Annotated in this window: 29 protein-coding genes; 8 read left to right on the top strand and 21 right to left on the bottom strand. The window is 65.6% G+C overall.

The window, feature by feature from the left end; all coding sequences use genetic code 11:
- Positions 1 to 27: 27 nt before the first annotated feature.
- The 7 genes from SFLMC1_RS06990 to SFLMC1_RS06960 all read right to left on the bottom strand — a co-directional run bounded on the left by SFLMC1_RS06990 (position 28) and on the right by SFLMC1_RS06960 (position 4,568).
- Complete coding sequence (locus SFLMC1_RS06990; protein WP_118335422.1) at positions 28 to 768, bottom strand: ABC transporter permease; 741 nt, start codon at positions 766 to 768, stop codon at positions 28 to 30.
- A gap of 12 nt (positions 769 to 780) precedes the next feature.
- Positions 781 to 1,569, bottom strand: coding sequence for an ABC transporter permease (locus SFLMC1_RS06985; RefSeq protein ID WP_187323896.1), 789 nt, complete (start codon positions 1,567 to 1,569; stop codon positions 781 to 783).
- A 159-nt stretch (positions 1,570 to 1,728) separates the two neighbouring features.
- Complete coding sequence (locus tag SFLMC1_RS06980; protein WP_152073148.1) at positions 1,729 to 2,706, bottom strand: ATP-binding cassette domain-containing protein; 978 nt, start codon at positions 2,704 to 2,706, stop codon at positions 1,729 to 1,731.
- Between the two features lie 133 nt (positions 2,707 to 2,839).
- Complete coding sequence (locus SFLMC1_RS06975; RefSeq protein ID WP_152073149.1) at positions 2,840 to 3,436, bottom strand: integrase core domain-containing protein; 597 nt, start codon at positions 3,434 to 3,436, stop codon at positions 2,840 to 2,842.
- Between the two features lie 211 nt (positions 3,437 to 3,647).
- Positions 3,648 to 3,944 carry a Txe/YoeB family addiction module toxin gene (locus tag SFLMC1_RS06970; protein WP_152073150.1) on the bottom strand — a complete coding sequence of 99 codons (297 nt, stop codon included), beginning with the start codon at positions 3,942 to 3,944 and terminating at the stop codon, positions 3,648 to 3,650.
- 2 nt (positions 3,945 to 3,946) lie between these two features.
- Positions 3,947 to 4,198, bottom strand: a complete 252-nt coding sequence (locus SFLMC1_RS06965) for a type II toxin-antitoxin system Phd/YefM family antitoxin (RefSeq protein WP_152073151.1) — start codon at positions 4,196 to 4,198, stop codon at positions 3,947 to 3,949.
- 175 nt (positions 4,199 to 4,373) lie between these two features.
- Complete coding sequence (locus SFLMC1_RS06960) at positions 4,374 to 4,568, bottom strand: hypothetical protein (RefSeq protein ID WP_154063920.1); 195 nt, start codon at positions 4,566 to 4,568, stop codon at positions 4,374 to 4,376.
- Positions 4,569 to 5,008: 440 nt separating this feature from the next.
- On the opposite strand from SFLMC1_RS06960, the gene SFLMC1_RS06955 reads away from it, so the two are divergent.
- From SFLMC1_RS06955 to SFLMC1_RS06945, 3 genes are read left to right on the top strand one after another with little or no spacing between them, the layout of a single operon-like run.
- Complete coding sequence (locus tag SFLMC1_RS06955; protein WP_152073153.1) at positions 5,009 to 5,542, top strand: hypothetical protein; 534 nt, start codon at positions 5,009 to 5,011, stop codon at positions 5,540 to 5,542.
- Positions 5,543 to 5,556: 14 nt separating this feature from the next.
- The gene (locus SFLMC1_RS06950) at positions 5,557 to 6,168 is read left to right on the top strand and encodes a hypothetical protein (RefSeq protein ID WP_152073154.1); all 612 of its coding nucleotides are present in this window, start codon (positions 5,557 to 5,559) and stop codon (positions 6,166 to 6,168) included.
- A 28-nt stretch (positions 6,169 to 6,196) separates the two neighbouring features.
- Entirely contained in the window at positions 6,197 to 6,385 is a 189-nt protein-coding gene (locus tag SFLMC1_RS06945; protein WP_222838049.1) for a DUF6718 family protein, read from the top strand.
- 72 nt (positions 6,386 to 6,457) lie between these two features.
- Here SFLMC1_RS06945 and SFLMC1_RS06940 read toward each other — a convergent pair whose 3' ends face one another.
- Genes SFLMC1_RS06940 through SFLMC1_RS06915 form a run of 6 tightly spaced genes read right to left on the bottom strand, consistent with a single transcriptional unit; the run spans position 6,458 to position 10,958 of the window.
- Positions 6,458 to 7,432: a histidine kinase dimerization/phospho-acceptor domain-containing protein gene (locus SFLMC1_RS06940; RefSeq protein ID WP_152073156.1), complete on the bottom strand. Its 975-nt coding sequence runs from the start codon at positions 7,430 to 7,432 to the stop codon at positions 6,458 to 6,460.
- Entirely contained in the window at positions 7,429 to 8,115 is a 687-nt protein-coding gene (locus SFLMC1_RS06935) for a response regulator transcription factor (protein WP_152073157.1), read from the bottom strand. The genes SFLMC1_RS06940 and SFLMC1_RS06935 overlap by 4 nt, the downstream gene beginning before the upstream one ends.
- A 50-nt stretch (positions 8,116 to 8,165) precedes the next feature.
- Positions 8,166 to 8,573: a superoxide dismutase gene (locus SFLMC1_RS06930; protein WP_152073158.1), complete on the bottom strand. Its 408-nt coding sequence runs from the start codon at positions 8,571 to 8,573 to the stop codon at positions 8,166 to 8,168.
- A 2-nt stretch (positions 8,574 to 8,575) separates the two neighbouring features.
- Positions 8,576 to 9,415, bottom strand: coding sequence for an ABC transporter permease (locus tag SFLMC1_RS06925; protein WP_152073159.1), 840 nt, complete (start codon positions 9,413 to 9,415; stop codon positions 8,576 to 8,578).
- The gene (locus SFLMC1_RS06920) at positions 9,415 to 10,248 is read right to left on the bottom strand and encodes a bacteriocin ABC transporter permease (RefSeq protein WP_226814179.1); all 834 of its coding nucleotides are present in this window, start codon (positions 10,246 to 10,248) and stop codon (positions 9,415 to 9,417) included. Before SFLMC1_RS06920 ends, SFLMC1_RS06925 begins: the two co-directional genes overlap by 1 nt.
- Positions 10,245 to 10,958 carry a lantibiotic protection ABC transporter ATP-binding protein gene (locus SFLMC1_RS06915; protein ID WP_152073160.1) on the bottom strand — a complete coding sequence of 238 codons (714 nt, stop codon included), beginning with the start codon at positions 10,956 to 10,958 and terminating at the stop codon, positions 10,245 to 10,247. Before SFLMC1_RS06915 ends, SFLMC1_RS06920 begins: the two co-directional genes overlap by 4 nt.
- Positions 10,959 to 11,563: 605 nt before the next feature.
- Here SFLMC1_RS06915 and SFLMC1_RS06910 point away from each other — a divergent pair.
- Complete coding sequence (locus SFLMC1_RS06910) at positions 11,564 to 11,995, top strand: hypothetical protein (protein ID WP_152073161.1); 432 nt, start codon at positions 11,564 to 11,566, stop codon at positions 11,993 to 11,995.
- On the opposite strand, the gene SFLMC1_RS06905 is transcribed toward SFLMC1_RS06910, so the two are convergent.
- The 8 genes from SFLMC1_RS06905 to SFLMC1_RS06870 all read right to left on the bottom strand — a co-directional run bounded on the left by SFLMC1_RS06905 (position 11,967) and on the right by SFLMC1_RS06870 (position 19,751).
- Positions 11,967 to 13,127 (bottom strand): ABC transporter transmembrane domain-containing protein, encoded by a 1,161-nt coding sequence (locus tag SFLMC1_RS06905; RefSeq protein ID WP_187323895.1) that lies wholly within the window; start codon positions 13,125 to 13,127, stop codon positions 11,967 to 11,969. The two genes, SFLMC1_RS06910 and SFLMC1_RS06905, sit on opposite strands and share 29 nt — an antisense overlap.
- A gap of 2 nt (positions 13,128 to 13,129) precedes the next feature.
- Positions 13,130 to 14,386: a helix-turn-helix domain-containing protein gene (locus tag SFLMC1_RS06900; RefSeq protein WP_152073163.1), complete on the bottom strand. Its 1,257-nt coding sequence runs from the start codon at positions 14,384 to 14,386 to the stop codon at positions 13,130 to 13,132.
- A 435-nt stretch (positions 14,387 to 14,821) separates the two neighbouring features.
- Positions 14,822 to 15,499 carry a response regulator transcription factor gene (locus tag SFLMC1_RS06895; RefSeq protein ID WP_152073164.1) on the bottom strand — a complete coding sequence of 226 codons (678 nt, stop codon included), beginning with the start codon at positions 15,497 to 15,499 and terminating at the stop codon, positions 14,822 to 14,824.
- Positions 15,496 to 16,617, bottom strand: a complete 1,122-nt coding sequence (locus SFLMC1_RS06890; RefSeq protein ID WP_261981433.1) for a sensor histidine kinase — start codon at positions 16,615 to 16,617, stop codon at positions 15,496 to 15,498. The genes SFLMC1_RS06895 and SFLMC1_RS06890 overlap by 4 nt, the downstream gene beginning before the upstream one ends.
- Positions 16,618 to 16,811: 194 nt before the next feature.
- Positions 16,812 to 17,216 (bottom strand): YxeA family protein, encoded by a 405-nt coding sequence (locus SFLMC1_RS06885; protein WP_152073166.1) that lies wholly within the window; start codon positions 17,214 to 17,216, stop codon positions 16,812 to 16,814.
- A 93-nt stretch (positions 17,217 to 17,309) separates the two neighbouring features.
- The gene (locus SFLMC1_RS06880; RefSeq protein WP_152073167.1) at positions 17,310 to 18,050 is read right to left on the bottom strand and encodes an ABC transporter permease; all 741 of its coding nucleotides are present in this window, start codon (positions 18,048 to 18,050) and stop codon (positions 17,310 to 17,312) included.
- Between the two features lies 1 nt (position 18,051).
- A complete protein-coding gene (locus SFLMC1_RS06875) occupies positions 18,052 to 18,843 on the bottom strand; it encodes an ABC transporter permease (RefSeq protein WP_152073168.1) in 792 nt (263 codons plus the stop codon).
- Positions 18,840 to 19,751, bottom strand: a complete 912-nt coding sequence (locus SFLMC1_RS06870; RefSeq protein WP_226814180.1) for an ATP-binding cassette domain-containing protein — start codon at positions 19,749 to 19,751, stop codon at positions 18,840 to 18,842. The genes SFLMC1_RS06875 and SFLMC1_RS06870 overlap by 4 nt, the downstream gene beginning before the upstream one ends.
- Positions 19,752 to 20,530: 779 nt before the next feature.
- On the opposite strand from SFLMC1_RS06870, the gene SFLMC1_RS06865 reads away from it, so the two are divergent.
- The 4 genes from SFLMC1_RS06865 to SFLMC1_RS06850 all read left to right on the top strand — a co-directional run bounded on the left by SFLMC1_RS06865 (position 20,531) and on the right by SFLMC1_RS06850 (position 25,561).
- The gene (locus tag SFLMC1_RS06865) at positions 20,531 to 21,229 is read left to right on the top strand and encodes a response regulator transcription factor (RefSeq protein WP_152073170.1); all 699 of its coding nucleotides are present in this window, start codon (positions 20,531 to 20,533) and stop codon (positions 21,227 to 21,229) included.
- Positions 21,226 to 22,455, top strand: a complete 1,230-nt coding sequence (locus SFLMC1_RS06860) for a sensor histidine kinase (RefSeq protein WP_152073171.1) — start codon at positions 21,226 to 21,228, stop codon at positions 22,453 to 22,455. Before SFLMC1_RS06865 ends, SFLMC1_RS06860 begins: the two co-directional genes overlap by 4 nt.
- 63 nt (positions 22,456 to 22,518) lie before the next feature.
- Positions 22,519 to 23,214: an ABC transporter ATP-binding protein gene (locus SFLMC1_RS06855; protein WP_152073172.1), complete on the top strand. Its 696-nt coding sequence runs from the start codon at positions 22,519 to 22,521 to the stop codon at positions 23,212 to 23,214.
- The gene (locus tag SFLMC1_RS06850; protein WP_152073173.1) at positions 23,198 to 25,561 is read left to right on the top strand and encodes an ABC transporter permease; all 2,364 of its coding nucleotides are present in this window, start codon (positions 23,198 to 23,200) and stop codon (positions 25,559 to 25,561) included. Before SFLMC1_RS06855 ends, SFLMC1_RS06850 begins: the two co-directional genes overlap by 17 nt.
- Positions 25,562 to 26,009 lie beyond the last annotated feature (448 nt).

Genomic DNA, 26,009 nt, shown 5'->3' with positions numbered 1-26,009 from the left:
CACCACATTGTACGAGCACGCCGGGCGCTACTTCGCCGCGACGACGTCGCGCGTGCGGAGCCAGGCCGAAGCGAAGGCGACCGAGCAGGCCACGTAGACGACGCTCAACACGGCGATCTGGGCGATGTGCGGCGCGTCGAGCACCACGAGGGCGTTGCTGTTCATCCCGGACTGCATGAGCGCGTACGGGAAGACGTAGCCAAGGCCGCCCATCGCCGCCATGATCCCCAAGATCCCGCCACCCAGCCCGACGCCCACCGGCACGGCGAAGTTGCGCACGAGCATGGAAACGACGAGCTGTATGCCGCAGATGGCGAGGCTCCCAATCCAGCCCAGCACCACCTGCTCGGCGAACGACGCCACCGGGAAGGCGCCGGGCACGTGCAGGACGATGCCGCTCGCGACGAAGAACGCCGTCATGGCCGCGAACGCGACGAGGTCCAGGAGGGCGAGGACCGCGAGCTTGGCGACGAACACGTCGCGCGCGGGCACCGGGGCGACCATGAGCTCGTTCCAGTTGGAGCCCATGTGCTCGAGCCGCCACAGGTAGCTCGCGCCCGCGCCGATGAGCGCCGGGAGGAAGAAGTAGCAGATGAACAGGGTGTGCTGGGTCCAGAGGTTCTCCCAGCCGGGCGTGAGGAGATCGAGGTTGGCCACGTAGTTGGCGCTCCCGATGAGCGCGGAGACGGCGGGCAGCGCGGCGAAGGCGGCCCAGACGGGCGCCCGGCGCATCTTGATGAACTCGGCGGATATGCAGGATGCAAGCATGATCAAACCTCCCTACAGCTCGCGGGCGGCGAAGGCGCGCCTGGAGGCGATGAACGCGGCGACGGTCACGGCGACGCAGACGGCGAGCCCCGCGGCCGGGAACGGCGCCGCCCAGAACCTCATGCGCTGCGAGGCGTCGTAGGCGCCGTCGACGAGGCGACACACGAAGAAGTACGCGCTCGGCACGAACCAGCTGAACACCGGAGGCAGGTAGGCGATGAAGAGCCCGAGGAAGCACAGGCCCACGCCCACGATCATCGGCGCGAACTGGTTGGCGGTGGCGAGGCAGACCGCCTGCACGATGGTGATGAGCATGGCGCACACGACGAACGTGCTGAGCGCGTAGCGGGCGAGCAGGGCCGGCCCCGGCAGGTTCTGTTGGAACCCGATCCCGTACGCGACCGCCGCCACGCCCGCCGTCTGGACGCCCACGACCACGGCGAGGATCAGGAGGCACGCCGCCCACTTGGCCGCGACCACGCGCCGGGCGTCCTCCATGGTGAGCAGCAGCTTCCACATGTTCGCCCGGTTCTCCACGTCGGTGACGGTGGAGGCCACGATGGCGCAGAGCAGCGGCAGGACGATGGCGTTCAGCTGCGGCAGCATGTAGAGGATGCCGTCGAAGTCAGGGTTGTGGCGCACGGTGTTGGAGGCGCCCGCGACGAGCCAGGCGAACTGGAACGCGAGCAGGCCCAGGCTCGCCAGCCACAGGTGCTTGCGGCGCGCCTTGGCAAACTCGAGCGCGACGGATTGGACGAGGCCGGGCTGGCCGGTGTCCGATGCAACAACTTGAGATGGCATATGTCTTCCTCCAGTCGAAGAATGTGAACTGCGATGTTCCATGCGAAGGGTTTTCCTGGTGCCGCAGATTGCCCCGAAAGAGGAGCGACGCGTACTTTGGTACGCGAGCAACGGTATGATGGGCAAGGTGCGGTACCAGGGGAAGCCGCAGCGAAGCCGCTACAGCGTAGCCTCCATCCCCGTGAGCTTAAGGAATATGTCCTCCAGCGACTCGGCGCGCTCCTCCAGCCGCACGACGCCGATGCCTCGCTTCGCGAGCCCGAGCGTCACCTGCCCGGCGGTCGCGTCGTCCACGGCCTTGATGCGCAGCCACTCCCCGTCGGCCACCGCGCCCGGCAGCGCCCCCGCCGCCGCGGCGTTGTCCGTGGTGCGCAGCGCCAGCCATCGGCGCGCGCGGGCGTGCAGGTCGGCCATGCTCCCCTGCCAGACCATGCGGCCCCTGTTGATGATGCCCACGTGGTCGGCCATCTGGTCGATCTCGGAGAGCAGGTGGCTGGAGACGATGACCGTGCAGCCGAAGCGCCTCGGCATCTCGCGCACGAGCTGGCGGATCTCGTGGATGCCGGAGGGGTCGAGGCCGTTCGTCGGCTCATCCAGGAGCAGCAGCCTTGGGTGCCCCATGAGCGCGGCGGCGATGCCCAGGCGCTGCCTCATGCCGAGGGAGAAGTGTCCGACGAGCTTCCGCTGCGTCTTCGCGTCGTCCAGGCGCACGACCGAAAGGACCTCGTCGATGCAGCTCTCGGGCAGCCCGCGCAGGCGCCGCACGATCTCGAGGTTCTCGCGCGCCGTGAGGTGCGGGTAGCAGCTGGGGGCCTCGATGAGCGAGCCCACTTCGCGCAGCACCTCGAGGCGGTTGTCCGGGGTCATCTCCCGCCCGAGCACGACGGCCTCGCCGCCTGATGCGTGCACGAGCCCGAGCAGCATCTTCATCGTGGTGGACTTGCCCGCCCCGTTGGGCCCGAGGAAGCCGTAGACCGCGCCCTCGGGCACCTCGAGGTCCATGTCGTCGACGACCGTCGCGTCGCCGTAGCGCTTGGTGAGCCCGCGGGTGGATACGGCGAGGGACTCGCCCGAGGCGGCCGGCGCCGGCGTCCCCTCGACCGTCCCCGCCGGACGTTCCAGTACCTGAGAAGCCATATCGTGTCCCCTTCTCGCGAATGCGTTTCAGATGCACCGTCTCTCTCGGCGCGATGACATTCTTTCGCGAAAGGGGCACGAGACCGGTGCCGCTGAGCCGGTTGACACCTTAGGGTGACAGCGGATTTCAGACCTAGCTGTTGCGTGCCATGACGTTGTTTACGCCGTGGATCCGTGACTCGGGGCAGGTCCCCGCAGGCGCCGTGCGGCCTGCCCCAATTGCAATGGCCCATGCAGGCCCCAGAGCCTCCGCCCTGGAGGCCTCGCTCCCCCACGCCCGGGTGTACCGCCACTCCCGCGCGAGCGTCCGGTTCATGCGCTCGACCCTGCCGTTCTGCCAGGGGCTGAAAGGCCTTGTGTGCTTGTGCCTGACGCCGCGGGCCTCCAGGGACTCGTTGAAGAGGCGGCTGCGGTAGCCGGGCCCGTTGTCGGCCACGACGCGCTCGACGGCCACCCCGCGCGAGGCGGAGAAGGCGATCGCCGACGCCGCGAGGGCCTCGCAGACCCCGTCCTCGACGTCGGGCGGGGTGAGCTTCGCCAGCGTGCGGGGGCGGCTCGGGCGGTCGGCCATCGGCTCGCCGGCCCTCGCCCTCGCGAGCCATTTGCCGGCGGTCCGCCTGCTCACGCCAACCTGGCGCGCGACCTCGGACACCGGCTCGCCGGCCTCGATGCGCTCGACCATGCGCTCCCGCCCCTTGGGCGTGAGCCTTGCGCTGGGATGCTGGGACATGGGAGGGTCCCCGCCGTAAGCCTAGACAACTCACAGCTTGGCGGGGCGCTCCCTGTCTGTCACCAGCTTGGCGTAAACAACCTGTTGGCACTGAACAGCTAGGCCCCACGCACAGGAACGGCAGAAGCCTCAAAAATGTCAGGCGTGGCCCCGCTCATCCTCTCGCCAAGCGTCGATGATGTCGATGAGGGTCGCGTCCAGCGTCCAACCGTTATCGCACCCCGTCATAATGCGTCCACATGCGAACGATCTTGACCGTTCCCTCATAGAGAGTGCCGCCCCTCTCAATCTCCCCCTTGATCGTCTCGTAAACGAAGCGGTGCTGCAGGCTGATGCGGCGAGAGTAGAGGCCAGATAGATTGCCAACGAGGGCCTCATAGCGCGGGGGGACCTTGAAAGGATCCTCCCGCACTGCCGCGACAAGCGCCTTCGCCTTGCCGGCAAGCCCCGCCGCCTTGAGCTGCTTTGCATCCTTCTGGGCTTGCTCGGTGAACACGACAAGCCACATGGCTACCAGTCCAGCGCGTCTTCGGTGACGCAATTCTCGACCGGCTCCGCCTTCCCTGCAACAATCGACTCGGCAACGCCGGGAATACCCATGAGATAGAGCGTCTCCTCGATAGAGGCCCACTCATCCTCTCCGACGAGCACGGCACCCTTACCGCGACTGTTCGTGATGGCCACCGGAGCGCAGTCCTCGTTGACGCGCGTGATAACGTTGTACAGGTCCTTGCGTGCCGCCGTTGCCGTAATAGAAGTCATGCGGCCTCCCTTCCCAAAAGCGTACGCTTTTACGTACGTCTATGGTAAGACGGGGAGACAAGGGTGTAAAGTCCCCTCGCTGCGCACGCCCACATCCAATATGGATGACGAGTCGGCTGGGACAGTCAGGCATCCCTGTCAATCGATTCTATTTCGCTGTTGCGCACTTCGGAGCTTAGCCTCGCGAATCCGCATCGGGTTCCAACCGCCCCTCGCCGTCCCGCTCACCCTCCCGCCAGGCGGAGATGATGTCGATGAGGGCCGCATCGAGCCGGTGCGTGGCGTCGAGGATGGCGCGGGCCTCGCACACGCCGCTCGTGCCGGCGGGCCTGTCGAGGTCGTCGGCGGCAACGGCGTTCGCCGCCGCCACGAGCGGCTCCATCTTGCGCGTGAGCGCGCGGGCGGAGCGCAGGGCAACCCTGGTGGGCGATGGCGTTGTGGAGGAGCTCGCGGATGACTCTGCCACCAATTTCCTCACCCCATAAGTAAAAAGCACTATCAGCACCCGCAAGCGTTCCCGCCACGTCGGCGCCCGGGCCCCGGGCGCCGAGCCCGTCGCACATGGACGCGGCGAGCACCTCGTTATCCTCCACCACCAGCACCCTCATGGCGCCCTCCCGTCCGTTGTACACTCAGGTGAATTTGACCATTTTTCTACGAGTCGCATTACGGGGGCGCAAAGGGGGCGAGAGGCACGGGATGATGCAGCCAGTCGCTACAAAAGCCAACCACCGTCTGGCAAACAATCGTATTTGTCCGCACGACATGGCATCATAAAAAAGCAAGCTAATGACACATGAAAGGAACCCTGTGAATTCTCAAGACATCTTTACCAAGCGCCACCTTCTATACGATCGGACCCTAGCCGGACACTTCGCACATGCTCTCGAGGCGAAGGACTATGACTTAAGCGTTTTAAGGGAAGAACTGAACGAAACGCAATTCACATCAAGCTGCTCCAACAGAAATAGCCCAAGTGATGGGCTGTTATCTCTTGAAACTCGCGCTGAGTTGGTCCTCGAATCAATTAAGCAACCAAGGGAAAGTTATATACCGCTGCTGGTCACGGTGGTTCTTTCCGCACTCGCCCTTATCGCAAAAGATGAAGCGGACAATCCAACACTCCTCTTCGTTGCGGCATCAATTGCTATCAGTGGTATTTATTGCTTCCATCGTGCTAGGTCCCAAGAAAGGACAAGCCGCTTACACGACGCGCTTCAGATACTGATTGCAGAGGAGAAATTGAGGAATTCTCAAACGCCTCAGCATATAGATATTGATACTCAATCACAGACAACCGGTAGGCTCGCCGCGCCCAGTTCGGAACCCAGGCTTAATCCTTAATCGAGAGGACCCTTATGGACATACTTGCCCGTGACGGCCTTTCAAAAGCAGTTCTTGAAAGCCTTTCCTTTCGCAGCGAGCTGGGCATCTCCCTCAAGAAAGACCTTCGCTACTTTCCGAAAGAAGCCCTCTTCGATGAGCTTGATGCCGTACGAAACTGGTATGTGGCATCAGGACATCTTGATCGATTTCCCGTCGACAGCCGCATCAAAAGCCGTCAATCTACTCGCCTGAAATATGCTCGATATTATCCCGATCACCAGGCTCGCAAGGTCTTCAACGACCTTCTGGGCTTTAGGTCAATGTGCGACACTTACGATGACGTAATGGATCTCATGGGACGCCCCCTCTTTCGAGTCGCCGACCTTAGCAGCGGCAAAGCCTTGGATGATGGGTATCGAGGCGTTCATGTGTATTTCCAACTCTCATCGAGACATTACCCCATCGAAATCCAATACAACACGTTTTATGATCGTCAGCTTAACAACTGGCTTCATAAGTACCTCTACAAGCGCATTCATGATGTGAACGTGGGATACAAGTTGCGAATGTCCTATGAATCTGGTGATATAAAAACCGAAGAGGAGTTCAGGAGGAGAATGAACGATGTGCTATCTGGTTGCTAAATGGTTCGAAAGAACTGGAAGCCTCGCCATGCAGACGGAAGCCGGCCCCTCCCTCGTCGACATGATGAACCGCATCGAAAAGCGTTTCGGAAGCGATGACCTCCAACTTGTGACCATCACGCGACCCTCAGCTTACGGCGAGTACGAACCGTACACCTTTGTCGACTCCGAGTCCGAGATGGTGGATTCGCTGATGAAGCAGGTTAAAGCGAGGTAGCAGATTGAGCCTGAGGGCCCTCTCGAACCCACGCCTTTCGACGGGGTGTGTGATAGCTGTACAGGGCGACTATCACGCACCCCGCTCACCCTCCCGCCAGGCGGAGATGATGTCGATGAGGGCCGCATCGAGCCGGTGCGTGGCATCGAGGATGGCGCGGGCCTCGTCGGCCTGCTCGCCCTGGAGCCGGCCTTCCTCGAGATCTGCGGCGAGGAGCTCGGCGTTGCCCTGGATGAGGGTGAGCGGGGTCTTGAGCTCGTGGGCGAGTGTCTCCATGCGCTGGCGCCGGGTCTCCTCAGACGCCATCTGCTCCTCGAGGGACCGCTTCAGCGAGACGCGCATGCGCTCCATCGCGGCGAGCACGTCGTCGACCTCGGCCACGTCGCTCGTGCCGGCGGGCTTGTCGAGGTCGTCGGCGGCAACGGCATTTGCCGCCACCACGAGCGGCTCCATCTTGCGCGTGAGCACGCGGGCGGCGCGCAGGGCGACGAGAACAACCATGAGAACCGTGCCTATGATGGTCGAGGTGAGCCAGAGGTCCTGGGGGTTCGGCCAGGACGCATCCCGTGCGTGGTCGGCCCAGTGGGGCATCATGTCCCAGGAGATTGCCGCCCAGGTACCATCGGCGAGCTTCACGGCCGCCACCCGCGCGTACGAGCCGGACGAGACGTCGGGGCCGGGGCGGGCGGACGTCTCACCGGCGGCAATTGCGGAAGAGACGGACGTCTGGGCGCTGGCGAGTGCCTCCTCCCCCATGTCCGAGAAGAGGACGCTGCCCGAGGCCGAAAGCCGCGCCACGCGGTATGCGGTGGAGAGCGAGTCGGGATCAAGATGACCCGCCGAAGCGATGTCGCCGACAGTCTCGTCCGCATGGGTCGAGCCCCAGTCCGCCGGGAGCACCTCGCCGCGCGCCATCGCGCCGGTGAACAGTGCCCAAGGCCCGCCCACGGTCAGCAGCGCCGCGAACAGGACGAGGACGAAGTAGCGACCGACTACGAGAGCAAGCGGGACGCGAATGCGGCCGTCCAAACCGCGAAGACGGCTCATCTCCCCGCCTCCCACTTGTATCCGACACCCCACACGGTGGCGATGGGGTCGACGCCCGCGACTCGGAGCTTGGCACGCGCCTTGCCCACGTGGACCGAGACGGCCGCGTCATCCGTCTCGCTCCCCCAGCCCCGCACCGCCTCGCGGATCTGCGCCCGCCCGTAGGCGCGACCGGGATGCTTGGCGAGAAACTCGCAGATGCCATATTCGGTAGGCGTGAGGGGAACGGGCGCGCCGGTCGAGCCGTCGGGAGCTGTCACACTGAGTTCGCGTGCCCCGAGGTCGAAGCGCACGCGGCCGAGGTCGAGCACGCTCCGGCGCACCCGGCGCTCGCGGCGGAGCGACGCAGCCACCTTCGCGCGCAGCTCCGCCACGCCGAAGGGCTTGCGCACGTAGTCGTCGGCGCCGAGGCCGAGGCCCAGCACCGCGTCGTCCTCGGCGACCTTGGCGGTGAGGAACATGATGGGCCCGTCGAAGCGGTCCCGGACGAGACGAACCAGTTCGAAGCCGTCGAGCCCGGGCATCATCACGTCCGTAAGGATAAGGTCGTAGCGCGAGAGGTCCATCGCGGGGACCGAAGTCGGGTCGTCGGCGCACTCGACCTTGTGACCGTCGCGGGAGAGTGCCCGCTCGAGCAGCTGAAGTATGGCGCGGTCGTCGTCGACCGCGAGGATGCGAGCCATCGTGCCCCCCCCATCGAAAGCCAGCAAAACGGCCTGCAGTTCAACCAATCCTATTCCAAGTCAACAAGACCGAGCGCGAACGACCGGATGGGGCCGATGGAGGCGCAGGGCCGCACGAGATCCTCCGCCTTAGGAAGCCCATCGTTGCCAGACAGGTCGTTCAAGGCGTAGACCGTGCCATCCTCCGTCGTGAGGCGCAGAACCGGATCGCCCGACGCATCGGGTTCGGCGCCGACCTCGCAACTGTCGAACTCGAACGGCCATTGGTCCCCGAACTCCTCGCGAGTGATGGTCTGAGGATTCGACACGGCCTCGACCGATGAGGCCGAGGAGCCAGACGTGGGAAACTCCTCCGGATGGGACAGGCCCCTGCAGCCGGAGAGGGCGGGCATCATCACCAGGGCTGCCGCAAGCACCAGAGCGAGGAACCGGGTACGGGGGCATCGCCCCAAACACACGCTCACTCCCCTCGCCTCCCCTCTTCGAAAGAACCCACCCAGGCAAGCAGAGCGATGAGGCCGACCGCCGTGACCGCCAGGGTGAGCACAGAGGTCACCTTGAGCTGCCAAATCACCGCGCGCAAACCAGCGTCCGTGGCCAGTCCAAGTTCTACGAGCAGTGACCCCAGCCGTTCCGCCCAGGCGAACGGCACGTAGCCGAGCACACCCGACGAAGCCGCAGTGAGCTCACCGGTGACAAGCCCGTGCGCGAGGCCGCCCACGGCGAAGAGGGCGCAGGCGAGGCCCGCCGCGCCGACGCCGATGGCGGCGTTCCGGCCGAGGGCGAGCGTGAGCCAGACCGACACGACGTAGAGGACGAGCGACCCCGCCGCCATGCCCACGGCCGACCGGGCGTAGACGCCCGCCGAGAACCCGTCACGCCCGAAGGCCCCGAGCACCACCGAGAACGAACCGAGCGCCACCGCCACGGCGATGACGCCGAGCAGCCACAGCACGAGCACGCGCGCCGCAAGGGCGATGCGCCTCGACGGCACCGCGAGCAGGTTGGCAAGGCCCGATGCCTCGCGCTCACCGTCGACGTCCAGGCCGCACACGACGGCGACCATGAGGGGCATGAGCGCACCGACGAGCTGGACGAACGCGTCCGTACCAAGGCGCGGGTCCCACGGCGCCACGCCGAAGTAGGCCCCGCAGGCAACACCGGCGATAAGGCCGCACGCCAGGTGCAGGGCAATCAGCGGCGAGCGCCTGAGCCGCACGCACTCCGAGATAGCGGCGCGCCAGAGCGACATCCGGGACACCCGACCGGCGCCCGCAGCAACATGCCTTCCGTTTCCCATCACAGTTCCTCCGATCCCCTGAACCAGACCGAGCCGGCAGCCGTGAGCATGACGAACACCGCCACGGAAAGCGCGAGCGCCGCCGCCTGAACAGGCCCGAACGAGCCGATCGCAGCCGCGAGCTCGGGCGACGCCGAGAGTGGCTCGGCCGTGGGCAGCACGGGCAAGAAGGCGCTCGGCAGGATGACGGAGGCCGCCGGCGGAAGCGCCCACCACAGGCCTCCCACCGCGGACCACGCGAAGCCCCCGCCGACCTGCACGGCGAGCGGCACCAGCACGCCGGCGAGCATCCCGGCCCGGCAGACGAGGAAGAGCGTCACCGGAATCATCCACGAAGTCGCGATGACGCTCGTCGCCGCAGCGGCCGCCATCGCGAGAACCGATGGCCCACCCGGGTTCACGACGGCACCCACGAGGTACACGGCGAGCACGCACGCGTTCGAGAGCGCCGAGAGCGCGAGGCACCAGAGCGCCTTCGCCCACCAGGCCCGTCCGAGCGGAGCTGGGCTGGAGAGCGGCACGTGGTCGCGCAGCCGCGCATCGTAGTTGGCCACGCACGCGGAGATGAGCGTGAGCGCCACGGGCAGGAGCAGCACGTAGTAGTAGTTCCATGCCGAGAACGAGAGCTCGGCGCTCATGCCGAAGCGTCCCGAGAGCGGCCCGAACAGCAGCGGGAACGGCAACGCAAGCGCGATGGCGACCTTGACCGGTGCCCCGTGGGAGCTCTTCAGCGCCTCGGAGCGCAGGGCGCGGAAGAGGCTGGGGCGACGCGCTGATCCCGCCTGCGGCACCGGCTTCGCGACGCGCTCGGACACAGCAGCAGACCGGCTCATGCGGCCACCCCCGTCCGTCGGCACACGTCCATGAACAGGGCCTCGAGGTCCTGGCCGGCCTGCAACGGTGCCTCATACGCGAGCCGTCCGCCGACGATGATGCCGATGTCGTCGGCCGTCTGCTCAACTTCGCCCAGGATGTGGCTCGACACGATGACCGTGATTCCGCGCGTCGGGAAGCTCCGGATGAGCCCGCGCAGCTCCTCGATGCCGATGGGGTCGAGCCCATTCGTCGGCTCGTCCAGGATGAGAAGCCGCGGGCTCGCGAGCAGCGCAATCGCGATGCCGAGCCGCTGCTTCATCCCCAGGCTGAAGCGCCCGGCGCGCTTGGACCCGGTGTCTGTAAGGTCAACCGTCTCGAGCACCTCGGCGATGCGACCCTCGGGGATGCCCAGCAGCGTGGTGCGCACGAGCAGGTTCTCTCGCGCCGTGAGGTTGGGGTAGAGCGGCGGCTGCTCGATGAGCGAGCCGATGGCGTATAGGTCGTCACGGCTCCACGGGTGCCCGTCGACCAGGATCTGGCCCGAGGTGGGGCGCAGCATCCCCGTCACCATCTTGAGCGTGGTGGACTTGCCCGCGCCGTTGGGGCCGAGCAGGCCGTACACGCGCCCCTCCCCCACATGCAGGCTCACGCCATCGACCGCCACCTGCGCCTTCGCGCCGCGGCCGAATCGCTTCGTGAGCCCGCGCGCCTCCAATACGTATGCCATGAGAGCTCCCATCCCTAGGATTACTTACTTGCAATTCCTAGGGTGAAGGCCGTTTCTAAAGAAGCGTTAAAGGCCGGAAGATAAACTCACGATAGCTGCCCGGGACAAGGGTCAACTGCAATTGGGGCAGGCCGCACAGCGCCTGCGGGGGCCTGCCGCCGATGTCGCGCATCGTCGGCGTCAACAACGTCATGGCACACAACAGCTGCGGGAAAAGGGTAAATTGATGTCATGTCGCGGATCCGACCCGCGCAAACGCCCCGGATGAGCCGGGGCGACCTGACGCTAAGGAGCACGCCATGAAGGAGGACGCCCGCCGCGCCGTGATGCGCACGGCACACCCACGACGCGACAGCTGAGATCGAAGGCCCAAGAAGGACGTTAGCCACTGGGTTAGCAAGTAGCCTGTTCCGTGCGCACGGCGCCAGGAACAGCGGCCCGCGGCCCACCCTCGGCACCCGCCCGGGCACCGAACCGGGCACCCGCCCGGGCCCGCGGGAGCCCCGCCGGCAGCCGCGCCCCGCGGGCGCGCCGGCCGGGCTGCGGGGGATCCCCCGCTCCCCTCAGGGGCCGGCTGCGCCGGCCACCGTCGAGAACGAAGAGGCGTGAGCGACGTGGAACGGTATCCCGAGAGGCTCTTCGTCCGCATCGCCCCCGAGGACAAGACGGGGGCACAAGAGGTCGCCGACGCGCTCGGCATCAGCCTCTCCGACCTCGTCCGCTCCCTCGTGCGCCTCGCCGCGGCGGAGCCCGACGACGCGGCGAGGGCGGTCGCGGCGACCCGTCCCATCCTGCTCGACACTGGATGCACCCTGCGCATGGCCAGGGAGCTGAGAAAGTGGGGCGTCCACTACAAGCGGGGCACCCACGCGCTCAACACCGTCGCGCTCCGAATCCGCCACGGGGACCGCGACTTCACGGACATGCTGGAGACGGTCGAGCGGGCGGCCGCGCTCCTCGAGGAGACCGAGGCCGCCGCCCGGGGCATGCGATCCGACATGGCGACGCTCACCGGTCGCCCCGCCCTCTTCCTATAGGGGGGTGACCTGTGGATTTTCCGGACCCGTTCGTGCCCCTCACCACCACAAGCGATGGGCATTGGAACGTTGCAGTGAGCCCGCCCAGGAGAGGGCGCGCGCCCTCGCCGTAGCGGAAGGACAGGTTCCTGACCTCGATCGACTGCACCGGACTCACGAGCTCTATCCCGCCGCCGTGGAGCGGCTCGGGGAACGCCTCCGCGGCACGCTGGAGGGCGGCGAGAGCCGGCTGAACCGTGATCGCCGCCGAGACCGCGACGAGGAAGGGGCTGTAGACCCTCGCCGCGAGCTGGACCGCGGCGAGCACGCGTCCGACCGAGAGCGAGCCGGCGAGCGCCGCGCAGGCGACGTAGACGAGCGACGCGCTCGCCGTAGAGAGGAGCGACATCCCCTCTCCCGTGAGCGCCGCGAGCACGCTCTGGCGCACTGACGCCGACCTGACCCGCTCGCTCGCGCCCCCGACCCTGCCGGCGACCAGCCTCGAACCGCCGGACGCCGCGGCCTCCTCGCGCCCGGACACCGCCTCGGCGACCCTGCCGGTGAGCCCGGCGGCCGCCTCCGCGGCAGCAGCGACGGAGGCGCGGTAGGCCTTGAGCGAGCGCCCGGCGCACCAGACGTAGGCGGGGATCGGCACGATGGCGAAGGCGAGCACCGAGGGGCTCATCGCCGCCACGGCGACGGCGGAGCCCGCTGCCTGCAGCACGCTGCTCGCGAACGTGAAGCTCGTCTTGGAGAAGAGCGCGGAGACGCCCGACGCCTCGGTGACGCGGGCCGCGACGTAGCCGTCGTCGCGGCCCGCCATCCACCCTGCCGGCGCGTCGAGGGCGCGGCGCACGAGCTCCGCCCGGAGGTCCGCCGCCACGCCCTCGCCCGCCTCCGAGAGCACACGTGCCGCGAGCACCGAGAGGACCGACTGAGTCGCCGCGGCCGCGACGAGCGCCAACGCGAGCGCCGCGACGAGGGGGACGTCCCCTGTGGCGAGGCCCCGATCGACGAGCTGCTGGGTGATGAGGGCGGGCGAGACGGCCGCGGCGGAGTAGGCCACGAGCAGGGCGGCGGCACCTGCGAGTGATGCGGCGCGCGAGCGGACGAAGGGGGATATGAGGCGCAGGAAGCTGAGGCCGGCCCGCACCGTCAGTACGACCCCTCGCCCGAAAGGCGCGCCGCCGCCTCGGCGAGCCCCTGATAGCGCGGGTCGTCGCCCGCAAACGAGCGCCACGCGGGGGAGGCAACGAGCTCGGCGATCTCCCGGCGCATGAGTGCGACGGCATTGTCCGCCTGGCGTGCCTTGTGCTCGGCCCAGGCCGCGCTGGTGCGAGCCGGGTCGAGGTGTCCTGCCATGCGGTCCCAGAGCGGGGAGGAGGGCGGCTCCAGGACCGTCCGGGCAGCATCCACGGCTTCGACTGTCCGCGCAAGGGCCGTGAGCGCCTCGTCCTTCTCGCCTACGCGTCGTAGGGCCTCGGTTACCTCGACGGACATCGATACCGAGAAGAACGGATTCATCGCGCCCATATCCAACGCGTCGAAGATCGTCCTGGCTGCCGCGCCAGCGGCTTGCGCAAAGGCGGCATCGTCTCGCATGCCCACCTCCTGCATGAGCGACGAGAGCACGAAGCTCGCCGCGCGCAGCCGCTCGGCCTGCAGGAGGTCGAGGGCGTCGCCCCTGCGGCCGAGCTTGCGGTAGGCGGAGGCGAGGAGCATCGTCGGGGCGCCGGTGTCCTGCCGCCGCACAAGCGGCTCAAGAAGGCTCGCCGCCTCCTCGTGGCGACCGGCTTGGAAGAGCGTCGTCGCCTTCTGCTGCTGTGCAAGGAAGAGGGTCGCCGGGTCCGAGGCGATCTCGAGCGCGCGGTCGATGAGGGCGAGCGCCTCGTCGGTGAGGGCAGGGGAATCTGGCAGCGCTGCGGCCCCGATCGAGGCATCAGGCAGGTCAGCGGGCGCGTCATCGGCTGCGCCGGCGGGCGCGGCGCCTGCTGAGGCCGCCCCCGCGCTCGCCGGCGCGAACGGCGTGGCCATGCCGGCGGCCCACACGGTGAGGAGCGACGCCAGCATGAGCAGAAGGTTCGCGTCCGAATAGTGCTCCGCAGCGAGCGTGCGCAGCCTCTCGTGCGCCGCCGCGGGGTCCCGTCCGCCCAGCGCGTAGACCTCCGCGTAGAGCGCGGCGGCATCCTCCTCGGAGAGCTCGTCGTGCCAGTCGAAGAGCTCGTCCAGGGTGAGCGAGAAGTACGCGGCGATGCGCGGCAGAAGGCTCACGTCCGGCAGGCTCTGTCCGAGCTCCCATTTTGATACCGCGGCCTTCGAGACGCCCAAGTGGGCGGCGAGCTCCTCCTGCGTGACGCCCCTGCGGCGGCGCTCCCGCGCGACCGTGCGGCCGATGTTGACGCGTGTGTCCATATCGCTCCCCTCGAAAGAAATCTCTCAGCTTCTGGCTTCAAGTATGGAATCGAGCGCTGGTGGATTCAAAGGAGCATTGGTTGACGTTTCGCGCGGAAGGTCAACCGCGGCTTGACGCCGCAGCTTCCATCGGCCGACGCACCAACGACCCGATTAATGGATTGTGGGAACCCCTGCCAAGCGAGGACAACGCAAATCGGGTGAGTTTCCCGTTGAGACTTCCGCGAAAGTAATATCGGCCCCGCCTGCAACCTCGTCCCGCTGCGCGCAATTATGGCAGTGACGGGCGCATTAAGAGCGTTTCTGGCAGCCATCCTCTCCCGACATGGACCGCGAGACTAATCTTGGTGGGAGGGGCCGTCCGTGGGGATTGATCGGTTGGGCGGCCCCCTCCCGTAATCGTTTGAAAGAGACAATGTGATTTGAGCCGCTGCCCTAAAGCCCCGCCCGGTACCAGGAGACGGCTATCTGCGTCCGGTCGCGCATGCCCAACTTGGAGAGGATCCGCGACACAGCACGCTTCGCGCTGGCGGGCTGGATGACCAGGAGTTCGGCGATCTCGCCGTTGGAGAGGCCGTCGGCGATGAGCGAGCAGATCTCACGCTCGTGGTCGGTGAGCTGGCGGAAGGCGCGGCGCAGGCGCTCGCGCTCGGAACCCGAGACGACCTTGGGGACATTGACCTCGAGAACCGCCCGGGTGATGCGCGGGGTGAGGACGGCGTCCCCTTCCGCGACGGCGTGGACCGCGTCGATGAGCTCGCGGGAGCGGACGTCCTTGAGCAGAAACCCGGAGGCGCCCGCCTCGAGCCCGCCGAAGGCGTAGTCGTCCTCGTCGTACGTTGTGAGGATGAGCACGCGAACCTCGGGGTGGCGCTCGCAGATGCGCGCGCAGGCGTCGATGCCGTCCATGACGGGCATTCGCACGTCCATGAGCACAACGTCCGGGAGCGTCCGCCCTGCCTCGGCTGCCCGATCGACGGCATCCACCGCCTGCTTGCCGTCGCCCGCCTGACCCCAAAGGCGCAGCGAGGGATCACGGCGGAGCACCAGGGCAAAACCCAGGCGGGTCTCGGCCTGGTCGTCCACGATCATCACGTTAATGTGGTCGCTCATAGGCTCTCGGCCTCCTCTGCATCTGGAGCTGGATCGAGGTGCGGGATGGATGCCCGGACCTCCCAGCCTCCGTCGGGAGACGGTCCGGCGCTCAGGTCGCCACCGGCCTCCTCAACGCGCCGGCCCAGGCGCGCGAGCCCCGTCCCCGCATCACCGGTCCCCTCGACCGGAGAGCCGTCGTCGCGGACGGTGACCATGCAGGAGCCGTCTCCCGCATGGTCCCACGCCACCGTTACGCGCCGCGCACCGCACGCGTGGCGCAGGACGTTCGTCACCGCCTCGCGCGTCACGGAGAAGGCCAGCTCGGCCTGCGCGCGGTCTGACGACCGGGAACCGGTCTCCGTGAACGCGACCGCAAGGCCAGCGGAACGCGCGTGCTCGAGCACGGGCCGGATGTCGTCCCACGTATGGAGGCCGGAGCGACCCACATCCGCGGCATCCCCGTGAAGGGCCGAGAGCTGCCGGACCGCACGTCGGGTGTCGGAGAGGCCCTCGCGCGCGAGATCGTTGATGCTCGCCACCGCTGCATCGAGCGTCTCGTCCCCGGTCGCCCCCATGAGCCCCTCGGAAAGAGCGATGATGGCCGTGAGGTCATGGCCCACCGAATCGTGCAGCTCTCCGGCGATGCGGCTGCGCGCCTCGGCCTCGTCACGCTCGCGGGCAATCTGCTCACGTGCAGTGCGCTCATCTTCAAGCTCCTGATCTGCACGGCGCCTGGTCCACAGGGCGCGGGACACGAGCGCCGCCACGACCACGGCCAAAATGCACTCGAGGTGTACGAGGGCGAGGTTCTCATCCCCCGCAAGGTGGACGGGCACCCAGAACGCGGCGATGACGGCGAGCACCGACGCGGCCGCCTTGAGGTGGTCCCGACGAGCGACCAGGCCGTACATCAGCACCAGGAGCGGGACGCCCGTGTAGGCGCCCTCGTCGACAGGGGACGACACCGCCGCGCAGACACATGCCGCGAGCATCGCGGCGAGGGGGAAGCGCCTCCGGAGAAAGACGCATGTGAGAATCGCCGCAACGCATCCTACGAGAAGCCACACGGATGCCGCGTCGTATTCGGGGGGCAGGAAGGAGATGTACCTTGTGAGGAAGACCGCCTCGAGGATCACGCAGGCGGCAGGCGCGACGAGCGCCAGCTCCCTCGAATCATCCCACCGCCCGATAGCCCGCCAATGACGGATCGCATCGGCTCGCCCGCATCCCTCATGGCCGCCACCTCCTTCTTTTCATTTTCCCATACCTCCCTCAAGATGACGAGGCAGCACCGCTATCCGAGGGGGCGCCATACGGGGGCGCCGGCATATCAGCTGGCAACTGGCAACGCCTCGGGGAGGTTCTCCCGCGCCGGTTCGGGAATGGCCTCCCAGGCGACCTCCTCCCAGCTTCTGACGCCTAAGAGGGGCCACACGTCGCACTTGATGTACGCCCCGTCACGCAGTTCGCGCGAGGTGAGGAAACTCAGGTCCGCAGTCGAGCCGTCGTCCCTCGCCCCCTCAAGCCTGTACTCGAAGGCCATCTCCTCACCGAACCTCTGACGGGTATTCTCGCTGGTCGGCTCGCATTTGTTGTTGTCAACCTGGACATAATAGGTTCCGAAGTTCCAGCCGAACCTGCTGCCCAGCTCGCCGAGGGGCCCTGCGAGCACAACCAGGAACGCGGCGGCAAACAGGGCGATAGCCGCGATGACCATGGCTACGGTCCTCTTCATCTCAAACGCCATCCTTTCACTATCGGGCGTGGCAAAGCGGTTAGCTGCGAAAACCGGTGCCACCCGTGCAGCCGTCTCCGTTCTCAGGCTGGCTCACATCGTCGCGACGACGTCCCGTCGCGAGAGCCGTCGGCACGCCCACGCGATGGCGAGCGATGCGTACACGACCGAGAAGACCACGACCTGGATGACGCCGGTGGCGGATAGGTCGACGAGCTCGTTCGAGTTCATGCCGGTCTGGAGCAGGGAGTAGGGCCAGACGTTCCCGAGCCCGGCGACGGTGGCGATGACACCCGACACGCCTCCCGCGAGCGCTATGCCCACCGGCGCGGCGAAGTTGCGCACCACCATGGATATGTCGAGCTGGATCGCCACGACCACGAGCGAGCCCAGGACCCCGAGCGTCACGTACTCGGCGATGCACGCCGCCGGGAACTCGCCGGGCACCCCGAGGGCTACGCCGCTCGCGACGTAGAACGCCAGGATTGACGCGAAGGCGAGGGCCGACATCAGCGCGCCCACGCAGAACTTGGCGAGCACGAGGTCGCGGATGGGGACCGGCTGCACCATGAGCTCGTTCCAGTTGGAGCCCTGGTGCTCCTGGCGCCACAGGAACGAGCACCCCGCGCCGAGGAGCGCCGGGAGGAAGAAGTAGCAGACGAAAAGCGTCTGCTGGGTCCACAGGTTCGACCAGCCGGGTGTGATGACCCCGAGGTTCCCCTGGTAGTTGGCACAGCCGATGAGGGCGGAGATGCCGGGCAGCGCCACGAACACCAGCCAGATCGGAGAGCGGCGGAGCTTCACCAGCTCCGCGCGGACACATGAGGCGAGCATGCTAGAGCTCCTTTCTCGCGAAGGCGCGCAGGGAGAGCGCGAACGCGGCGACGGTGACGAGGACGATAACGGCGAAGTAGCCCACGGGCCAGGCGACGGTGCTCCAGGTGATGACCTCCGTGGCGTAGTCGTAGCTCATCCCCACCGTGGACAGGAGCCCGAAGTAGGAGCTCGGCACGAAGACGGAGACATACGCCGGCAGGTACATGGAGAAGAGCCCCAGGAACGACAGCGCCACGCCCACGACGAGCGGCACGAACTGGTTGGCGATGAACAGGCAGAGACACTCAACGACCGTCGCCACGAACAGGCACACGGCAAGCGTTGAGACCCAGAGCACGAGGCCCTCGGACGCGGGAACCGACTGGAAGCCGAGGGCGCCGCCGATGGCGGAGGCGCCCGCGACTTCGGCGGTCACCACCGCCGCGAGCACGAGCGCGCAGGTGAGCCACTTCGAGCAGAACAGGTCCTCCGCCCGCTCCATCGTGAGGAGCTGCTTCCACATGTTCGCCCGGTTCTCGACGTCGCAGACAGTCGAGGCGACCACGGCGGAGAGCAGCGGGAGGAAGACCGCGTTGACCGTGGGCAGGCTGTAGAGCAGAACGCGGTAGTCCGACGTGATCTCCACCTGGCGCGCCGACTGGTACCCGAACCACAGCAGGAGCACGCCGAGCATGGCGGCGCAGATGAGCCAGAGGTGCTTGCGCCTGCCCTTCTTGACCTCGAGGACGACCTGGCGCGCGATACCGAGACGCCGCGCCGATGTCTTCGCTTCCCTCCCGTTGGCTGTCATAGCGTCTCCTCCATCCCCGTGATCGCGAGGAAGATGTCCTCGAGCGAGTCCTCGTGCTCCTCCATGCGGACGACGCCGACGCCGCGCTCGGCGAGGCCCAGGCTGAGGCGCGCTGCCGTGGCGTCGTCCACCGCCTTGATGCGCAGGTAGGCGGCATCGTCCGGGTCCGCCTGCGCGCCGGGCAGGAGCTCGAGCGCCCGCGCGTTGTCCGTGGTCTTGAAGCCGATCCAGTGCCGGCCGCGCGCGTGGAGCGCCGCGAGCGGGCCCTGCCACACCATCCGGCCCTTGCGGATGATCCCGACGTGGTCGGCCATCTGGTCGACCTCGGAGAGCAGGTGGCTCGACACGACGACCGTCATGTCGAACATGCGCGGCAGCTCGCGCAAGAGGGCACGGATCTCGTGTATGCCCGCCGGGTCGAGGCCGTTGGTCGGCTCGTCGAGCAGGAGCAAGGGCGGCCTGCCCATGAGCGCGGCGGCGATGCCGAGGCGCTGCTTCATGCCGAGCGAGAAGTTCCCGACTCGCTTGCGGCGCACGGACGGGTCGTCGAGGCGGACGATCTTCAGCACCTCGTCGATCTCGGACTTGGGCAGTCCGCGCAGCTGCCGCACGATTTCGAGGTTCTCGCGCGCCGTGAGGTGCGGGTAGCAGCTCGGGCTCTCGATGAGCGATCCCACGTGCCGCAGCACCTCGAGGCGGTTCTCCGGCGTGAGGGGCGTGCCCAGGACCGTGGCCGAGCCCTCCGTGGGATGCACGAGGCCGAGGAGCATCTTCATCGTGGTAGACTTGCCGGCCCCGTTGGGCCCCAGAAAACCGTAGACCGCGTGCTCGGGCACGGCGAGGTTCACGCTGTTTACCACGCAGGCGTCGCCGTAACGCTTGGTGAGCCCCGTCGTGGTCACCGCCATGCGCGTCGCTGGTGACGAAGCCGACTCCTTCCGGTAACGGCTCGTCGCCTCCCTCCCGCCTCCATTTGGCTCGGACGCTAAGCCTGGCCGTTCGGCGGGGTATCTGACATTGCCTGTCATGCCGGCTCTCCCTTCAAAACGATTGCGAATACGCAACCATTCTGCTTGCCGCTCCTGTACGGTCGGAGCTCGCGGAGGGGATTGGCATCTCAGGGTGACAGGACAGGGACGCTGACGTCACCCTAGGAGGACAGCGTGAGCGCGATGGAAGGATTTGTCCCGATTGTCGGATACCCTGATTGAGGCAAGCGAGCAAAGGCATACGACATGATGGAACGAAAGCGGCGGGAGTCCCCGAATCAAGAATCGGGCAAGGCGCGCTCCTCGAAAAGCGGGCGCGGACTCAGGGCCCTCTTGGAAAAGGCAACGCTGCCTATCTGTTCCTTCCTCGCTGAGATAGTGCTTGCGGCCTTCGTTGCATGGGCAATCAGCCGATGGAGAAGACGGTGAAGGATGGCACTGCATACCACACACAGAGCCACCTTGATGTGCGGCGACTCTCTCGATGGGTAAACTTATGTTTGTCGCCTTTTTAATAAGGCTCTGTCAAAGCACGGAATTGGTTCTCTAGCACCTCTGCCAGTGATTGGATAAGGCCGACTTCCTGTTAAAGCGAAGTAGCAGCTGCGTGTCGTGACAAAGCCTTCAAAAAGTCGCTTGACCTTCATTGACACAGGCGATATGCCGGGCGTTTTGAAGAGTAAGAAGGGGAGTCAGAAATGGACAGGATTCTGCTATTGGAGGACGACGCAAGTCTCATAGACGGCCTAGCGTACTCCTTGAAAAAGAACGGATTCGATGTCGATGTTTCCCGCACGGTGCGCGAAGCAAAGCAGCGCCTTTCTGGTCTCGGAGACTACGTTCTGCTGATTCTCGACGTCAGCCTGCCGGATGGGACGGGATTCGAGGTGTGCGAGAGGGTGAGGAAGGAGAACCAGCGAATCCCAATCATTTTCCTGACTGCATCGGATGAGGAGGTCAATGTAATCCGCGGGCTGGACAGCGGAGGGGACGACTACATCACCAAGCCCTTCAAGCTTGGAGAGCTGTGCTCCCGCATCCGCGCTCTGCTGCGCCGCGCGGGAATCTCGAAGAGCGAGAGAAGCTCCTATCTCGAATGCGGCGACATCGAAATCGACCTGATCGAAAGTCGGGCAACCCTCCGAGGCAAGACCCTTGACCTTACCAGCACTGAGTACAGGCTGCTCTGCCTGCTGGTGAGAGGCGCCAACCACGTGGTGACAAGGGACGTCATCATAAACGAGCTGTGGAACAGCACAGGAAACTACGTAGATCCCAACACCCTATCCGTCTACGTGCGGAGGCTCCGAGAGAAGGTGGAGGTAGACCCCTCACGCCCCGAGCACCTCGTAGCCGTTCGCGGGTTCGGCTACCGGTGGAACGAGGTGAGCGCATGAGCATGCTCCTTGACAGGCAGGTGAAAGGACTCTCCATGTTCCTGTGCCTGTCTTTCCTTGCGTTTGTGCTCGCGCAAGTCATGTTGGCGGGACGTCAAGTGAGCGCTGCAGAAGAGCTGTGGGTCGAGCACGATGCGGCCGTCGCATCCTCCCTCCTAGACCAGGGTGTCCCGAAGGATGTGATAGCGACGTCGCTTGCGAACGCGGAGCCCGGCGAGGAAGGTTGGTCCCTGCTGGCCGCCGCCGGCTTGGGAAAGCAGGCGGAAACGTACCTCCGACCCACCTTCAGCCAACTCCAGCAATCCGCCTACGCCAGCGCGCTGTCCGTTGCGCTTCTCCTGCTCCTCCTGCTCTCTTCGGGGTTCCTCATTTTCAGCCGGAAGCGGATGAGGCTGCATCAGCAGGTGGACGAGATACTGGTGGACTACATCGACGGAAACTACTCCCGTCGCCTGCCCCAGGGCGGCGAGGGGAGCTTCTTCCGGATGCTGTCGTCGGTGGAGAAGCTCGCGGCAATGCTCCGGTCCAAGAACGAGGCGGAGCGCGCGACAAAGGAGTTCCTGAGAGACACCATATCGGACATCTCCCATCAGCTGAAGACGCCCTTGGCAGCCCTCGCCATGTACCAAGAAATACTCGAGGACGAGCCTGATAATGCTGAAACGGTAAGACGATTCTCCAGAAAAATTGGAGTCTCCGTGAGGCGCATGGAGCAGCTCATCTCATCTATGCTGAAGATCACTCGCCTGGACTCGGGAACCATCCATTTCGAGAAGGCCCCCTGCCTCGTCTCCGAACTGGTTCTTAACTCAATCGGCGAGCTTACGATACGCGCCCAGGGCGAGAGCAAGGAAGTCCAGATAGAAGGCGACAACGAGCAGCAGCTCCTCTGCGATTCGGACTGGACGGGAGAGGCAATCGAAAACATCGTGAAGAATGCCCTCGACCACACGCGAGCTGGCGGAATCATCCGAATCGTGTGGGAGAGCACTCCCGCGATGCTTTGCATCTCCATCTCCGATAACGGCGGCGGCATAGCCCCGGAAGACATCCACCACATCTTCAAGCGCTTCTATCGCAGCAAGCATTCCCTCGACACGCAGGGAATCGGTCTGGGGCTCCCCCTCGCCAAGTCAATCGTCGAGGGTCAGGGCGGGACAATCTCCGTCCACAGCGAGGTTGGGAGCGGGACAACGTTCATGTGCTGTTTCCCTACAGAATCGTAAGGTCAGATTAATCGGAATGTAAGCACCCTTTGCTTTCCTTTATGGGAAGGAGGTTGAATCACTATGGAAATCTTGAGAGTGCAAGACGTGTCGAAGTCCTACGGAGAAGGCGAGGCGAGGGTGGACGCCCTGAAGCACGTCTCCTTCTCGCTGGACAAAGGCGAGTTCGCCGCAGTCGTAGGAGAGTCGGGCTCCGGAAAAAGCACCTTGCTGAACTGCATCGGTGCGCTCGACTCCCCAACTTCCGGCGGCATATTGGTAGACGGCCATGACCTGTTCTCGATGGGGGAGGAGGAGCGCACTATCTTCCGCCGGCGCAACATCGGCTTCATCTTCCAGTCCTTCCAGCTCGTCTCGGAGCTGGATGTGGAGCAGAATATCATCTTCCCCCTGCTGCTGGACTACCGCCAGCCCGACCCGGCAGCGGTGGAGGAGATGCTGGACCTGCTGGGCCTCTCGGAGCGGCGCCACCATCTGCCAAGCCAACTATCCGGCGGCCAGCAGCAGCGCGTCGCCATCGGGCGGGCGCTGATCACGAAGCCGAAGCTGATCCTGGCGGATGAGCCGACGGGCAATCTGGACAGCCGGAACAGCCAGGACGTCATCGCCCTGCTCACGCAGGCGTCTCGCCGTTTCCAGCAGGCGATCCTGATGATCACGCACAACAAGAGCCTAACCTCATCCGTCGACCGGGTGCTCCAGGTGTCCGACGGCGTCCTCACGGACTTGGGAGGGATGCCAGATGAAACGCTATCTTGATCTCGTCCCCATCTCCGCGAAGGTTCACCGGAAGCAAAGCAGGATGTCCATTTTCTGCATCGTGTTGTCGGTGTTCCTGGTCACAGCAATCTTCGGCATGGCGGACATGTTCGTCCGCAGCCAGATCGCGAAGACCCAGGCGGAGGCGGGAAACTGGCACGTGGGGATTCAGGACATCTCCGGCGAGGATGCATCCGTCATCGCCGCGCGGCCAGACGTCAACGCGCTCGCACCCTACGACGTCCTGAACTACGACGGCGAGCAGGGATACACGCTGAACGGGACCGAAACGCTGATCTGCGGAACCGATGGGACCCTGTTCACGGATATTTTCGCGGGCATGATCGCGGAAGGAGGCTTCCCGCGGAGCGACAGCGAAGCTGTGCTAACTGAGAATGCAAGGGACATGCTCGATTTATCAATTGGTGACGAGGTCGCCATAGAGACTCCTGACGGGGCCGAGCACCGCTTCAACGTATCCGGGTTCGCAAAGAACTCGTCCAACCTCATGAGCGACGACTCCTACGGAGTGTTCGTCACAGCCGGAGGCTTCCGCTCCCTCTCACCGAACACCGGAGAGGGCGCCGGCCCCTCCAACGGCACCACGGTATACTACGTCCAATTCTCCGACACGGGAGACATCCAGAGCAAAATCGCGGACATGAAGCGGCAGCTCGGCCTGAACGACGAGCAGGTCTTCGAGAACACGAAGCTGCTGGGCCTCCTCGGGCAGAGCGCCAACTCCTTCATGGCTCAGGTCTACGCTGGCGCAGGCGTCCTATTCGTCCTAGTCCTTTTCTCGGGCATCATGATGATTGCGAGCAGCCTGAACAGCAACGTTTCCCAGCGGACAGAGTTCTTCGGCTTGATGCGCTGCATCGGCGCGACCCCCAAGCAGGTGATGCGCCTGGTGAGGAAAGAGGCCCTCGGATGGTGCCGGTTCGCGATCCCCGTGGGGATCGCAGCCGGCGTGGCCCTGACGTGGGCTTTGTGCCTCGTCCTACGGGCTCTCAGCCCGGAGCACTTCGGCTCTATGCCGATGCTCGCCGTCAGCGTCCCGAGCATACTGGCGGGGACCGTCATCGGACTGCTAACGGTTCTGCTGGCGGCAAGGTCGCCCGCGAAGAGGGCCTCCAAAGTCTCCCCCCTATCTGCGGTCTCCGGAAGTGCCAGCGACCTGCAACCGGTCCGCAAGGCGGCCAATACGAAATGGCTGAAGGTCGAAACCTCGCTGGGAATCCACCACGCGAAATCGAGCCGCAAGAACTACGCCCTGATGATTGCGTCGTTCGGCCTCTGCATCGTCCTGTTCCTCTCCTTCTCCGTGACGATCGGCTTCATGAACCACACGCTGACGCCGCTGTATCCATGGGCTCCGGACATATCCATCGTCAGCGCGGACAGCACCCGATCCGTCGACAAGGGCTACGTGGACGAGCTGGAGAACAACCCTGCCGTCGAGGCTGTCTACGGCCGAATGTTCGCCTACGATGTCCCCGCCACGGTGAATGGGGAGCCGTTGACCGTCGACCTCATCTCCTACGAACAATCGCAATTCCAGTGGGCAGCCGACTACCTGCAATCGGGCACGCTGGATGCCGTGAGGAATGGGCTGGGCACCGGGCTTGCAGTATTCGATTCGCAAGGTGCCGTCCAAGACGGGGACTCCGTCGTACTTGAGGTCGGCAGCGGGCAGGCCGAGATGGAAATCGCCGGAACCCTTTCTGCCAGCCCATTCAACAGCCCCAACGGCTCCGCAATCATAATCTGCTCGGAGGGCACCTTACAGAAGATCATGGGGGAAGGCGACTACACGGTCATCGACATGCAGCTCGCGGCAGATGCTACGGACGACGACGTGAACGCCATCCATCGCACATACGGGACGGGGCACAGCTTCGTCGACAAGAGGATGGACAACAGCAGCGTGCAGGGCGTGTACTACAGCGTATGGCTGTTCCTCTACGGATTCCTCGCCCTGATTGCCCTGATCACCGTCTTCAACGTGGTAAACAGCATCGCCCTGAGCGTGGCAGCCAGAACGAAGCAGTACGGAGTCTTCCGCGCGATCGGATTGAGCGCCCACCAGCTCTCCAGAATGATTGTCGCGGAGGCGGCCACCTATGCGATCTCCGGATGCATTGTCGGGACGTTGCTGGGGCTCGCCTGCCACAGGCTCCTTTTTGACCTGCTCATCAGCTCGCACTGGGGAGATGCGTGGACGATACCGTATGCGGAGCTTGGCATCATCCTCCTAATCGTCGTGCTCTCCGTCGTGGCTGCTGTTCACGGCCCGATAAAGAGGATGCGCAAGATGTCCATCGTTGACACGATCAGCGCGGAGTAGGTACGTAAAACCAGCCTGCCCCCATATCGGTCTCATGCGGACCGGAACCCAACCGATCAATCCCCACGGGCACCGGTCCGCCGTGACGCAAAGGGAGCCCCGCCGAGACTGCTTCGCCTCGACGGGGCTCCCGGCCATGACAAGCTGTCATGGCCTCAGACTACTCGCCTCCCTCCTCCCTCCGATCCGCGTTGCCAGCCGCCACGCAGCACGCGTAGGCGACGAGCGTAACCATCGAGGAGACGACCGCGGTGACGGCGCAGGCGATCACGGTCTCCATCGCTTTCCTCCCTTCGCGCCGGCCCTGGCGCCGAGCCGGGATCCGGGAGCGGCCGGGGCCGCCTTGGCGCGGCGGCGGGAGCCGAGGACGATCGCGCCCCCGATACAGGCTGCCGCGCCCGCCGCGCACGCCGCGGGAACGGCCCAGGACCAGTCGCCCGTCTGGGGC

It is taken from the genome of Collinsella aerofaciens (genome assembly GCF_901212495.1).
GTDB classification, from domain to species: Bacteria; Actinomycetota; Coriobacteriia; order Coriobacteriales; family Coriobacteriaceae; genus Collinsella; species Collinsella aerofaciens_H.
Note: the sequence above shows the minus strand (reverse complement) of the source record. Positions and strands in the feature narration are given on the sequence as shown.